Origin of the sequence: Idiomarina sp. 29L, from assembly GCF_004123135.1 — a bacterium.
GTDB lineage: Bacteria > Pseudomonadota > Gammaproteobacteria > Enterobacterales > Alteromonadaceae > Idiomarina.
This window is the reverse complement of the sequence record NZ_SDJS01000001.1, coordinates 392,175-405,104: the sequence shown is the minus strand read 5'-3', so window position 1 is coordinate 405,104 and position 12,930 is coordinate 392,175. Positions and strand designations below refer to the sequence as shown.

The 12,930-nt window shown below is 46.5% G+C and carries 18 protein-coding genes; 1 reads left to right on the top strand and 17 read right to left on the bottom strand.

Features of this window, described 5'->3' with window-relative positions; translation table 11 throughout:
- Position 1: 1 nt before the first annotated feature.
- Positions 2-646, top strand: a complete 645-nt coding sequence (locus EST55_RS01990; RefSeq protein ID WP_129496324.1) for a cation diffusion facilitator family transporter — start codon at positions 2-4, stop codon at positions 644-646.
- Positions 647-669: 23 nt separating this feature from the next.
- On the opposite strand, the gene EST55_RS01985 is transcribed toward EST55_RS01990, so the two are convergent.
- The 17 genes from EST55_RS01985 to lepB all read right to left on the bottom strand — a co-directional run bounded on the left by EST55_RS01985 (position 670) and on the right by lepB (position 12,928).
- Entirely contained in the window at positions 670-1,149 is a 480-nt protein-coding gene (locus tag EST55_RS01985) for an RDD family protein (protein WP_129496323.1), read from the bottom strand.
- Between the two features lie 67 nt (positions 1,150-1,216).
- Positions 1,217-1,798 carry a DUF2238 domain-containing protein gene (locus tag EST55_RS01980; protein ID WP_129496322.1) on the bottom strand — a complete coding sequence of 194 codons (582 nt, stop codon included), beginning with the start codon at positions 1,796-1,798 and terminating at the stop codon, positions 1,217-1,219.
- Between the two features lie 9 nt (positions 1,799-1,807).
- Positions 1,808-2,173: a DUF488 domain-containing protein gene (locus EST55_RS01975; RefSeq protein ID WP_129496321.1), complete on the bottom strand. Its 366-nt coding sequence runs from the start codon at positions 2,171-2,173 to the stop codon at positions 1,808-1,810.
- A 7-nt stretch (positions 2,174-2,180) separates the two neighbouring features.
- The gene (locus EST55_RS01970) at positions 2,181-2,423 is read right to left on the bottom strand and encodes a hypothetical protein (RefSeq protein WP_129496320.1); all 243 of its coding nucleotides are present in this window, start codon (positions 2,421-2,423) and stop codon (positions 2,181-2,183) included.
- Entirely contained in the window at positions 2,416-2,640 is a 225-nt protein-coding gene (locus EST55_RS01965; protein WP_129496319.1) for a hypothetical protein, read from the bottom strand. The genes EST55_RS01970 and EST55_RS01965 overlap by 8 nt, the downstream gene beginning before the upstream one ends.
- A 57-nt stretch (positions 2,641-2,697) precedes the next feature.
- The gene (locus EST55_RS01960) at positions 2,698-2,922 is read right to left on the bottom strand and encodes a hypothetical protein (RefSeq protein WP_129496318.1); all 225 of its coding nucleotides are present in this window, start codon (positions 2,920-2,922) and stop codon (positions 2,698-2,700) included.
- A 12-nt stretch (positions 2,923-2,934) separates the two neighbouring features.
- Positions 2,935-3,405: a TonB family protein gene (locus EST55_RS01955; protein ID WP_129496317.1), complete on the bottom strand. Its 471-nt coding sequence runs from the start codon at positions 3,403-3,405 to the stop codon at positions 2,935-2,937.
- 121 nt (positions 3,406-3,526) lie between these two features.
- On the bottom strand, positions 3,527-4,132 hold the full coding sequence (locus EST55_RS01950; RefSeq protein WP_129496316.1) for a DUF5610 domain-containing protein: 606 nt from the start codon (positions 4,130-4,132) through the stop codon (positions 3,527-3,529).
- An 80-nt stretch (positions 4,133-4,212) separates the two neighbouring features.
- On the bottom strand, positions 4,213-4,998 hold the full coding sequence (mazG, locus tag EST55_RS01945; protein WP_129496315.1) for a nucleoside triphosphate pyrophosphohydrolase: 786 nt from the start codon (positions 4,996-4,998) through the stop codon (positions 4,213-4,215).
- A 17-nt stretch (positions 4,999-5,015) separates the two neighbouring features.
- The gene (gene relA, locus EST55_RS01940) at positions 5,016-7,193 is read right to left on the bottom strand and encodes a GTP diphosphokinase (protein WP_129496314.1); all 2,178 of its coding nucleotides are present in this window, start codon (positions 7,191-7,193) and stop codon (positions 5,016-5,018) included.
- Between the two features lie 3 nt (positions 7,194-7,196).
- A complete protein-coding gene (rlmD, locus tag EST55_RS01935) occupies positions 7,197-8,570 on the bottom strand; it encodes a 23S rRNA (uracil(1939)-C(5))-methyltransferase RlmD (protein WP_129496313.1) in 1,374 nt (457 codons plus the stop codon).
- A gap of 21 nt (positions 8,571-8,591) precedes the next feature.
- The gene (acpS, locus tag EST55_RS01930; RefSeq protein WP_058579302.1) at positions 8,592-8,972 is read right to left on the bottom strand and encodes a holo-ACP synthase; all 381 of its coding nucleotides are present in this window, start codon (positions 8,970-8,972) and stop codon (positions 8,592-8,594) included.
- On the bottom strand, positions 8,972-9,700 hold the full coding sequence (pdxJ, locus tag EST55_RS01925; protein WP_129496312.1) for a pyridoxine 5'-phosphate synthase: 729 nt from the start codon (positions 9,698-9,700) through the stop codon (positions 8,972-8,974). The genes acpS and pdxJ overlap by 1 nt, the downstream gene beginning before the upstream one ends.
- 2 nt (positions 9,701-9,702) lie before the next feature.
- A complete protein-coding gene (gene recO, locus EST55_RS01920; RefSeq protein WP_129496311.1) occupies positions 9,703-10,404 on the bottom strand; it encodes a DNA repair protein RecO in 702 nt (233 codons plus the stop codon).
- Positions 10,405-10,407: 3 nt separating this feature from the next.
- Positions 10,408-11,325: a GTPase Era gene (gene era, locus EST55_RS01915; protein ID WP_088768366.1), complete on the bottom strand. Its 918-nt coding sequence runs from the start codon at positions 11,323-11,325 to the stop codon at positions 10,408-10,410.
- A complete protein-coding gene (gene rnc, locus EST55_RS01910; RefSeq protein WP_129496310.1) occupies positions 11,322-12,011 on the bottom strand; it encodes a ribonuclease III in 690 nt (229 codons plus the stop codon). Before rnc ends, era begins: the two co-directional genes overlap by 4 nt.
- Positions 12,008-12,928 (bottom strand): signal peptidase I, encoded by a 921-nt coding sequence (lepB, locus tag EST55_RS01905; RefSeq protein ID WP_129496309.1) that lies wholly within the window; start codon positions 12,926-12,928, stop codon positions 12,008-12,010. Before lepB ends, rnc begins: the two co-directional genes overlap by 4 nt.
- Between the last annotated feature and the right edge of the window lie 2 nt (positions 12,929-12,930).

Here is a 12,930-nt window from a genome sequence, read left to right as displayed (position 1 = left end):
TATGTCATCCTGCTGTGGCAGTTCATGCAGTACCACGCAAGATCATATCGATAAATCACAGCGAAAACTGCTTTGGACAGTATTAGTCCTTAACGGGGTTATGTTTTTTGTGGAGTTCATTGCCGGTTGGTTAGCACAGTCCAGTGGACTTATTGCCGATTCGCTTGACATGCTGGCCGATACACTCGTTTATGCCGTCAGTTTGTACGCGGTTGGTAAAGCCATTAAATACAAAGCCAACGCAGCTATTTTTAATGGTACGCTGCAAACTTTATTAGCATTATTAGTGTTAGCAGACGTACTCCAGCGTTTAGTTTTTGGCAGCCAACCCAATGCCAACATGATGTTGTGGATTGCGGGTTTAGCATTAGTGGTTAACGTCGCTTGCTTTGCCCTTCTTTACAGCTCCCGCAACGGTGATATTAATATTCGCGCCAGCTGGATATGTTCTCGCAACGACATGCTCATGAACACCGGTGTCATTATTTCTGCGCTTCTGGTCGCTCAGCTCAATATGGCCTGGCCCGACTTAGTGATAGCCACAATAATTGCCGTCGTTGTGTTGCGTTCTGCAATACGCATTATTCGTGATGCGCGAGCAGTAAAAGCAGGTGATAAAGCCGATATTTCCGGGTGTTGTGGTTAAAACCCCAACACCCTGGATCGTAATTAATTAGTTTGGCCGTTAGATTGGTCTATATCTTCGAATTTAAACGGTCCTTTGGTTTCACTTCTGACAACCACACTGCCTGCTAACAGATCATGCCAACCCTGCTTGCGCTTCGCCCATCCAATCCAGAAAAAGCCAAAAAATAACGGAATAGCCGCTGGAATATAAGCAAAGTAACGGCCAATCGCCTTACCTACGCTCAGCTTGTCACCCGTTTTTTCATCCACAACGCGCAGCTTTAAAAGCATTTTTCCCGGAGTCCCTAAATATTTCACCCAGAAGAAAACCGTAAGAACCACAGGCAAAATATAATTCAATAATAAATCCCAGAAGCCGTAAATCATTTCATTGCCTTCCCAATACACCTGGCCGTATATAAACGACGTTGGTAAAGCAAAAACAATGAGCATAATGACTGAGTCAATAATGACCGCTAGCAATCGAATCCAAAAACCGGCGTATTCTGCGTGTTGTTCCATAGAGAGACTCCTTTTTTATTATCTTGATTCAGAAACAATAAAATGTTCACCCGTATAAATTTAAATTTTATAGTTTCTTAAGTTGATCATCGTGATAATGCGACAGTAGAAGTACTGAAAGAATCGCGCCAAGTAAGGCAAACCCCATGTCAGATTGGGTATCCCAAGCGTAACCCTGAGTACCAAGAAAGGCTTCAGCATCCTCGCCGGTTGCAAGGCCAACCCACCATTCCAGTAACTCGTAAAAGGCGCTAAAGGCCAGGCATATTGAAACTATAATAATGTTGCGCCAGACAGCCCCGTTCACAATATTTTTTCGAATTAATATTTCTCTTGCCAATAGCGCAGGCACAAAGCCCTGAAAGAAGTGACCTAACTTGTCATAGTTATTTCGTTCTGCGCCGAATAATCCGTCAAAAAAAGGTACTTCCGCGTATGTGTAGTGTCCGCCCACCATTAAAACCACACAATGCGCCAGAATGAATACGTACAGCAAAGGTGTTAAACGAAATGAATTATAGGTGAGTGCCAACAGCACAGCCCCAATTACCGCCGGAGCTACTTCAAGCAACCAGGTAAACGGGTCTTTAGGGTTAATACCCGACCAGACTAAAACTATGGTAAAAATCACTACCCAGAGGTATTTAATGGGAGTCTCCTAGTTACATTGCTCAGAGTGCAGCTTATTCAAATACTCTTTCAGCACTACGGCATTGTTGTGTTCAGTATCTTTAGAAGAATACAACAGTGTGACTTTTTCGCTACTAGCCCTGCTGACCAGGTCGCGTAAGCCCTCTTTGTGTTCTTTTAATTCATGCAAATACCGATTGCGAAACTCACCCCACTCCGAGCGGTTACTGTGAAACCATTGACGAAGCTCATCGGAAGGCGCTATGTCTTTTATCCATTCATCAAGTTTAGCTGCGTCTTTTGAAATACCGCGAGGCCAGAGCTTATCCACTAAGACTCGGTAACCGTCGTCAGATGATGCTTCGTCATAGATGCGTTTGAGCTGGATAGTCATATTCTAACTATTCCTTGTTCTTAGTTTTTCTTCGCAACAACTTAAATACTTGCTGATATAGCCATGAGACAGCCACTGCAATTGTCACAAACACGCCTAAATCAATTAGGAAGTTCGCGATATCAAAGTTATCGCTGAGTGGGTTGTATTTTGAACCTAAGCTATACATAAGTGCTTCAGTAAGAATCACAGCGATAATAATAGGTACAATAGTAGACCCAAATGGCCGTCGGGCAGTTGGTTCACCCATGGCTATGCTCCCGAATATCCGTTAGCACGTTCTTCACTAAATTTGCACATGCGCCAACAATAATTATCGGCATCAGAAAAATAAGCAGGTAATTCATATCTCCGGCAAACATCGAAATGATTTGAATAAAAGCGACAGGCACTACCGCTAGAAATACAGCAAACCCTGTGTGTTTTTTAATAATTGAGTTGAGCTCTTTCTGGGTTAAGTTAAACACGGTATTCCCCTGCCTTTATCACCAACAGATATAAACCTGACGTATTCATAATCTCCACTAAGAACTCTCCGCTTCAAGTGCTTTTCGTTTTCGATATGGCTGAATTAAGAGCCTCCAGACCCAATAGCCAGTTGCAATTGCATAAAGCACATTTTTACCTAAAAACATCCAGTCAAAACCGGTATCAGGCCAAAAGAACACGATATCAATTACTGCTACAGTAAAAACAAGCAAACAAATACCCGCAAATAGATTCAAGAGAGGTTGTTTTAACGACGTCATTACTTCCTCCCGTTACTGCACCATCATTCCGCGAGAATAAATAATATCTTCACCCGGGCAAGAGTATTCTGGCTCTATTGTTGAGCAGGACTGGTTAGCTTTATCAAAACAGAAATCGAAGCGCGTTTGTGTTTTTACTGGCTCAGAGGTAACGTTTTTGGGCAGCTCACCCCACTTCCAGTTAGTAACAACGTCTTTGGCTGCAGTAGAGAAGTGTTTGTTCGTCGACTTAACAACCACGATATCTCTGATATTATTCTCAGGCGTTATTACGTATTCAACAGTAGCGCAACCTTCTAGCGAATTAATAACGGCTTGCTGAGGATATCTTGCCGGGAACCGTTCTAATTGCGCCCACTTAGATTTGCCAAGTTCATTATCCACAACCGGTAAGTTGGGATACTCAATGTTAGAGCTAGTCGTTGCACAGCCACTAATTACTAAAATGCTGAATAAAGAAACAATGCTAAAATGTTTAGTCATACCACTTCCTCTGTGCTGTATAAAGTAGCCTCGCTCAGCACAAATAAAGCGCTAAGCGAGTCGTTATAAAAACGTTAACTACGATAATTTCTTTGACTCAGAAAAGCAAATAGGTGACTACCTATCCTTGGTCGTCAGTTTCCCCATCAGAATCGCCTTGTTTCTTCGCTTCTTCAAGTACCCGCTCACCGAAGCTTTCAAGACCTTGCTCTATTAGCTTATAGGTTTCATCAGCGTCGCTTTCCACTTTACCTTCGTAGACCTGTAAGCCTTGAAGAATAGTAACAGCATCTTTAAATCCCTTGTCGATGCCGCCTTTTATGAGCTCCAGAAAGTTATTCAGCGTTTCCTCTGTAGAGTCGCCTTCATTTAACTCTTTATAACGGCTATAAAAATTGGAAGCAAAGGAAACAATGCGATCAGCCGTGGCTTTAGGGGAAGTGTCGACGCCGGATTCGTAAATTTTCTTCGCTGCGTTCTTGCCCATGACAGGCTCAAGCTCGGCATTAATACCTTCGAGGGCGGTCTTGTAAAGTAAGCTTAATGACTCATTATTACTATTTAATGAGACCTTTTCATGCGCCGCTAATATCGCAGCGTTATAGGCTTTTTTCGATTCCGCTTTTGCGTCTTTAACATCGCGGTTATCGGCGTTAGCTTCTGCTCTTACGCTATTAGGATTAGGCTTGCCAGAGCCTGTTACGGAGTTGGTTGGATTAATAGGCATGATGGTGTTCCTGCAAAACCGGCTATCACTGACTTTCAGTATAGTCCGTAACCGTATTATCGGCAGGTTTTGATTAAAATTTACACCTTCTTAGCTTGTAGCCACAGGGCTTCTAACTCATCTAAATTGCAGTCAGTGGGGTGTTTGTGCTGCTCACTGAGACGTTGCTCTATGTTTTGGAAGCGGCTTTTGAACTTTTCGTTGGCGCGTTGTAATGCGGCTTCCGGGTTCACCTGCTTGTGCCGGGCGAGGTTAACAACAGCGAACAGTAAGTCGCCAATTTCTTCTTCAATGTGCTCTTGGTCTGTTGCTTCTTTTACTTCTTGTATTTCTTCTTCAATTTTGTCGTATACCGGTTCAGCTTCTGGCCAGTCGAAACCGACGGAGGCCGCACGCTTTTGCAGTTTGGCGGCTTTTAAAATGCTCGGCAACTGACTGGGTATGTCGTCAAATACAGAGCCACGGGCATTTTTTTCAGTACGCTCTTGCTGCTTTATCTGTTCCCACTGAGCTTTAATTTCGGCATCTGACAAGTTGCGTTCAGCATCACTGCCAAATACATGAGGGTGGCGACTAATCAACTTATTAGCGGTATGCGCGGCGATGTCATCAAACACAAAGTCGCCTTGCTCTTTAGCCAGCTGCGCATAAAACACCACCTGGAACAGCAAGTCACCCAGCTCGTCTTTAATCGCAGCCATGTCACCCGATTGAATCGCGTCAACCACTTCGTAGGTTTCTTCTATGGTGTACGGCAGCAGTGACTCAAAGTTTTGTTTTAAGTCCCAGGGGCAACCGCCCTCGGGGTCGCGCAACCGACGCATGACTTCTGTTAATTCGGCGACACCGTTAAATTCACTTGTCATTAAAAAACCTTTAGGGCTTACACCCGCTGTACCTGTTCAACACCATTAATTTGCCGCAAGCGCTGACTAATACGCTGCAGGCTCTCGTTATCTTTTACAGCCAAAGCCAATACTACTGTGGCGGTTTGAGACTGGCTGTCAGCATCACTGTCCATTTGCATAACAGCAGCTTTCTCATTCGCCAACACGCTGGTAATGTCGTGCAGCAGCCCGCTGCGGTCTAACGCTGAAATGCGGAGCTCCGCTCGATAATCCTGATGCGTTTGACGGGGCCAGCTGACTTCAATGCCCCGCTCCGGATGCTGATTCAGCAAATGCGCTAACTGCTCACAGTCTCGTCTGTGTACCGAAACGCCACGCCCTTGCGTAATAAAGCCTCTTATAGGTTCGCCCGGTAATGGCTCGCAACACTTCGCAAATTGCATCATGAGGTTACCAATACCTTCAATAACCACTTCCGACGTACTACCAACTTTGCGCTTGGTGACTTTTGTGCGCTTCTTGATTTGCTCAACTTTTTCAGCTTCGGTTGTTTCCGGCTTGAGCTGGTTAACAACCTGATGCAAGCGCACATCGCCGGCTCCAATAGCTGCTAATAAGTCGTCTAAGTTGCTGACATTAAAGCGCTCTAAAACGTCTGTGGCTTTATGCAGCGGAATGCCGTACTTCTGTAGCTCGTTTTCCAGCAGCTCTTTGCCCGCGTGTAGGTTTTTATCCCGGTCTTCTTTTTTAAAGTAGGTATGAACCTTGGCTCTTGCCCGTGAGGAATGTAAATACCCCAGCTGCGGGTTTAGCCAGTCGCGGCGTGGTTGTGCGTTTTGCTGAGTCAGAATTTCAACACGATCGCCGTTTTGCAACTGATAGGTAAAGGGCACAATGCGCCCATCAATTTTGGCGCCAATGCACTTATGTCCAACCTGGCTGTGAATGTAATACGCAAAGTCGAGCGGCGTTGAGCCCATAGGTAAGTCCATAACCTCACCTTTCGGCGTAAACACATACACCCGGTCTTCAAAGACTTGCGAGCGAATTTCGTCGACCAAGCCTTCGCTACCGGCCATGTCTTCGTGCCACGCCAGCAGCTTACGCAGCCAGGCAATTTTATCCTCAAAACCGTGACGTTTGCCGGTTGCCGGACCTTCTTTGTACATCCAGTGTGCGGCGACACCCAACTCAGCGTCATCGTGCATATCATGCGAGCGAATTTGAATTTCAACGCTTTTGTCTTCGGGCCCGACCACTACCGTATGAATAGACTGGTAGCCATTCGGTTTGGGCGTAGCTATATAGTCGTCGAACTCAGACGCAATATGCCGCCAACGCGAATGCACGACGCCCAGCGCGGCATAGCAGTCTTTTAAGTTGTGCGTGAGTATACGGACCGCACGTATGTCGAATAGCTGTTCAAATTGCAGATGTTTTTTCTGCATTTTGCGCCAAATAGAGTAAATATGTTTGGGGCGGCCATAAACTTCGGCCTGTATTTGCTGCTCGTCCAACGCGTTTTGCAAGTCAGCAACAAAGTTTTCTATGTATTGCTCTCGGTCTGTACGACGCTCATGCAAGCGCTTGGCAATGGTTTTGTAAGTATTCGGGTGCAAATACCGAAAGGCTATGTCTTCCAGCTCCCATTTAAGCTGACCTATACCCAAACGATTGGCTAAAGGGGCATATATTTCTGAACATTCTTTGGCAGCTAAGACTCGTGTCTCTTCGTCGGCGTTTTTCACTTCGCGCAGGTAGCAAATACGTTCTGCAAGCTTAATGAGCACCGCTCGCACGTCTTCCACCATAGACAGCAACATACGTCGTACGTTGTCTATTTGTGTGCCGTCTGGCTGACCATGCTGAAAATGCTGTAAGTCACCAATGCTTTGCATTTGCTGTACGTTACGCAACAGCACAATGAGCGTTTTCGATTGTTTGCCGGTGAGCTTATCGAGGTCGAGCTTACCGGACTCCAGCAATGGTACGTACAGCGCTGCCAGCAGCGATTCCGCGTCAAGCTTAAGCGGCGCCAGAATCTCGACCATTTCCTGACCTTTTAGCAGTGCGGCTTCTTCTTTTGGAAATTGTTGTTTTAACTGCTCTAAGGTACTTTCCAGTGGCTCAGGATCACTCACAGCGCTCAGCCAATGCTGATCACTGTCTTTGTACTTGGGATCATCCACGTGGGTACTGCGTACATGGACCATGACTTACGACGCTCGCTCCAGACAAACCATGGTTTCAATGTGATGCGTTTGCGGGAACATGTCAACTGTGCAGAGCTTGCTAATACGGTAGTCGGAGGTCTTTTTGTTGCTTTTTATACCAACAATAGCGGCAACGTCTCGCGCGAGTGTGTCCGGCGCGCAGGAAACATAAACAATGCGCTCGGGCCGTTGTTCGGGTTTTAATTTTTTCAACAACGCCATTACGCCTTCTGCGCCGGGCCTTGCCGGGTCTAAACACCATAAGTCAGCCGGTTCGGCTAAGTCAAGCGGCGTAATATCATTAAGATCTGCGGCTAAAGCATCTAAATTAGTAAGCTCGTTAACTTCGGCGTTACTGCGCGTTTGCTTCGCCATGCGATACACACCTTCCACAGCCAGCACTGACTGAGCGCGGCGCGCTAGAGGAACACTGAAATTACCAATACCTGCGAAAAAGTCGTACACGCGTTGCGTTTTTTCCGGCGCAAGCCAGTCTATAGCCTGCTGCACCATACGTTCATTAATACCGCCATTAACCTGTAAAAAATCTCCGGGTTGAAAGTAAAGCTTGTCACCGTCTATGGACGTATCAAAGGGTAAACTTGCGTTGTTCAGAGGTGTTAATTCATTGTCGCTTTGCAGCCAAATATCGATATTCTGCTCTGCCTGCCACTTCTTAAGTGACTGTATAGCGTCCTTTGGCAAGCTGTCCGTTATACGCAGTAAAATAACTGGCTTATTGGTGTGAATGGCTTCTAAATGCCCCAGCTTAGTCGCAATACTTGAGGTGTTTAGCACTGGATACAGCCTATTCACCGCTTGCAATAAGCTTTCCTTAGCCACTAAGCAGTCTTCAACCGCAACAATCTGATGGCTTTGCGCTTCCCGAAAACCAATAAGTAATTTTTGTTCTTTACCGAGCCAGCGGGTGGCCAGGCGGACACGCCGACGATATCGAGTCGGCTTGCTGACTAATGGTGCCTGCCAGGGTAGGCGTTCAGCCGCAGCGTCAAACACACCAAACTTCTGAAACAGCTCTTCCACCACTTGCTGTTTGTGGCGCTGTTGGTAGCTTTCATCGACATGCTGAAAGTCGCAACCACCGCATTGCTCATAATATTTGCAGGGCGCATCACGACGGTTTGCGCTTGGCTCCAGAATGCGTTCAAGCGTACCACTGTGTTTGCCGGTGGTTTTGTACTGAATGACCTCGCCGGGTAAAGCGCCCATAATAAAACGGGTTTGCGGTTTTTTGCCCGTTTCTTTCCCAGAGCCGCGAACCACCGCTCGCGCCTGATGATCAAGCCCAGAGACTTGAGCCTTAAGAGTTTTACTAACGGCTTTACCACGCTTTTGCGGCTTAAAAAATTGCGCCATTTCGGTTGTGTTTAACCTATTTTATTCAGACTCTAAAATAACCGTTGCCACGGCGTAATGTTTTTCATCACTGATGGACAAATGGCTGGCAACAACACCCATTTCCTTAATCCACTCGGCAGCGGTATCGGTAAAGTGCCAGCTGGGCTTTCCATAGTCGTCATGGACAACCTGCATATGCTGAAAAGACAGTCCCGCAGAAATACCGCGCCCAAAGGCTTTAGCACAAGCCTCTTTAGCGGCAAATCGTTTGGCCAAATACGCAGCCTCGTCAACCGATGCACTCATTTCTTCCTGCTCTTTGGGAGTCAGTACGCGCTTAGTTAAACTGTCGCCACGCGCTAACGACTTCTCGATACGGGACACTTCAATAATGTCTGTACCCAGCCCTACTATTGCCATTATCTTGCCTTATCAAGTATTTCCCGCATATCGCGGACAGCTTTATCCAGACCATCTAAAACTGCGCGGGCAATAATAGAGTGACCAATATTCAGTTCGACCATTTGCGGAATTTGGGCGACGTCGAATGTGTTGTGGTAGTGAAGGCCATGACCCGCATTAACCTGCAAACCAATAGAATACGCGTACTCTGCCGCATCCATTAAGCGAGCCAATTCTTCCTTCTGCTCTTCTTCCGTATCGGCTTCAGCGTATTGGCCTGTATGCAATTCAATTATAGGAGCCCCGGCTTCTTTTGCCGCATCAATTTGCGTGCGATCAGCATCAATAAACAAAGACACCTGAATGCCTGCATCCGTTAAACGCTTGGTCGCATTAGCGATATTTTCGACTTGACCAGCAACGTCTAAACCACCTTCTGTCGTTAGCTCTTCGCGCTTCTCAGGTACTAAGCAGCTATACGTTGGTTGTGTTTTTATGGCTATTTCCAGCATCTCATCGGTCACGGCCATTTCTAAGTTCATGGGGACATTTAACGTTTGCTTAAGCATCGCCACATCGCGATCCGTAATGTGACGGCGATCTTCACGCAAGTGAATAGTAATACCGTCAGCGCCGGCTCGCTCAGCTATACCGGCCGCAGCAATCGGGTCTGGATAGAGTACACCGCGTGCATTGCGTAACGTCGCAACGTGATCAATATTTACCCCTAAGCGTAGTGCTCTCATGATTACTTCCTTCTTTGCTGAAACAGTTCGCGGCTGCGCAGTGGCTTATCGCCCAGGTACACGTGAAGTGCTTCGCGCATTATCCACTTTAACTGTTTTAAGCGGTGTTCGTCATTAATATCCCAATTAGCGATACGCTCAATATCGCTGACAGCATAGGCTTTGTCACCTTTGTACCGAGGCGCCGACACTAATCCATGATCAGGCACAAAATAACAGTACTCAAGCTCTTTTAACGGTTGGCCGGTATCTGCGTCGTGATGCCAGTCAAACGCTGCGCCCAAATGTTCAAGTAGCTGCCACTCAAAACGTCGCAGCGCTGGCTCGACATAGCTTGACTCCGCCAATACTGCAATTGCAGACCAGTAGTGTTGAAACAACTCTTGAGCTTCGGCTTCGTTCGGCAGAAGACGCTGTAATAACTCGTTTAAATAGAAACCACTATAGAGCGCGTTACCATTGAGTCTTGTATTAACTAATTGAGTGTCTTGTTCAAGTAACGTTAGTGTTTTTAAGTCGCTACGACCTTTATATTCAATTTTTAAGGGAACAAAAGGCTGAGCCAAGCCTCGCCAGGGGCTTTTAGGGCGCTTTGCCCCTTTAGCAATAAGACGGACGCGCCCGTTTTGTTCTGTGAACACGTCCAGCAGCAGACTGGTTTCCTGAAAGTCCCAGCGATGCAACACTAAGGCTCGCTGAATCACGCCTTAGTCCTCGCGATACCCTAAGCTTTTTAAAGCACGTTCGTCATCAGACCAACCCGATTTCACTTTCACCCAAAGCTTGAGCAGCACTTTGTTGTCAAGCAAGCGCTCTAAGTCACGGCGCGCTTCAGTGCCAATGGTCTTAAGTCGCTCACCGCCTTTACCAATAATCATGCGTTTTTGCGCTTCACGCTCAACCAGAATAAGTGCATGAATATGTGTCGTGCCTTTTTCCGAGTGACCGAACTGTTCAATTTCCACCGTCGTTTCATAAGGCAACTCATCACCGGTAAACCGCATCAGTTTTTCACGCACAATTTCTGCGGTCATGAAGCGTACCGAGCGGTCCGTTACATAGTCTTCCGGGAAGTAATGAAAGCCAGGCTGCAAATGGCCGCGCACAATTTTTCGCAGCTCATCAAGATTGTCGCCGTGGGTGGCTGATATCGGCAATATTTCTGCAAACTTATGTTGTGTGCTTAACCACTGTAAATGCGGCAATAACTTCTCTTTGTTCTTAACCTGATCAACCTTATTGACCAACAATACGACCGGCGCTTTACTGCGCTGTACTTTTTCCAGCACCATTTTGTCGTCTTCCAGCCACTTCAGGCTGTCCACAACAAACAAGACTAAGTCTACGTCTTTCAACGCCGAGGACGCCGTTTGGTTCATGACCCGGTTAATAGCCCGTGGCTCTTCAATGTGCATGCCGGGAGTATCAACGTAGACCGCCTGGCAGTCACCGTCTGTATCAACGCCTAATATACGATGGCGCGTCGTTTGTGGCTTATTCGAGGTAATGCTGATTTTTTGACCGAGTATGCGGTTTATCAGCGTCGACTTACCCACATTCGGGCGTCCAACAATCGCGACAAAGCCGCTGTGTTTGTTGTCGTCGAGTTCTATATCAAGCGTCATTTACGCTCCTGTAAATGTTCTAGTGCTGAAGTCGCGGCGGCTTGTTCTGCCTTCCGACGGCTGGTTCCACTGCCTTTGAAGGGCTCTTCTAAGCCCTCAATAACACAGTGAACCGTAAATTGTTGATTATGTGCCTGTCCTTGCGTCGCGATAACGTCATACTCCGGCAAAGGCTTCTGTCTAGCCTGCAACCATTCCTGTAGACGTGTTTTCGGATCTTTCTGGCTGACGCCTGGCTTTATGTCATTTAACTGTGGCTCAAACCATTTAAGAATAACGGCTCGAATCGTATCCATATCACTGTCTAAATAGATAGCACCAATAATGGCTTCTACCGCATCGGCGAGTATCGATTCCCGACGATAGCCGCCACTTTTTAGTTCTCCCTGACCTAACGACAGGAAGTCCCCCAGACCCATCTTTTTGCCAAGCTTAGCCAAAGAGCGTCCACAAACAATAGCGGCGCGCATACGGCTTAAGTCACCTTCAGCGACTTTCGGAAATTTTTTGAATAAAGCTTCAGCTATTACCAGGCCTAAAATAGAATCGCCCAGAAATTCCAGGCGTTCGTTATGGTTTGATGAGGCACTGCGGTGCGTGAGAGCTTGTTTGAGCACATCTTGTTTTTGAAATTGATGCCCGACAATGCTTTCCAGTTCAGTTAACGGTGGTTTGGGTAAACTCACTCGATACTCCCTAGCCTTTCAAATCGAATACCGGTTGGCACCCACGAAGGCAACCAACTGTCTTGTCCGCGGTCCATTTCAAAACTCATCCAAATAAATACCGCTTTACCCACCAACAAGGTTTCGTCCACGAATCCCCAATAACGACTGTCACGTGAGTTGTCTCGATTATCACCCATGACAAAATACTGCCCTTCCGGCACAACCCATTCATCTCGTTGGGTACCTGGTTGGTCATAGAAAAAGGCTCGACGTGATGCGACTCTAGGATCGACTAAAATGTCATGCTTAACCTCACCTAAGCGTTCTTCGTAGGTTTTAAGTGGTGAAGAGCCGGAAAAGTAAGCACCATCGTCTTTTAATTGCGTTCGAATAACGGTCATTTCAGGACAATCTCGACGACCCTCTTCACACGCAGGTTGAATGTATAAGGTTTTACTCCGGTAAATAATGCGATCACCCGGCAAACCAACAACTCGTTTAATGTAGTCAATGCTTGGTTCTTCAGGATATTTAAATACAGCTATATCACCACGCTCAGGTTCAGTCGTCTCTATGACGGTGTTTTGAAATAGTGGCTCCTTGATACCGTAATCAAATTTTTGCACCAAAATAAAATCGCCACGCAGAAGCGTCGGCATCATGGAGCCTGAGGGAATTTGGAACGGTTCATACAACAGCGTTCTTACCACCAACACCAAGGCTATGACCGGAAATATCGACTGCCCCAGCTCCATTAATTTGGGTTGCGGTGCTAACTGCTCTACTTGCTCTTCTGTCAGCGGACTTGTGGTCTTCTTTTCAACCTCAGCAACTATTGCCTGACGTTTAGGTTTTAAAAACTTCGCATCGTATAGCCAAAGCAGCCCCGATACGATAGTGACTACCGTTAAAATTAATGAAAAATAATTGGCCATTT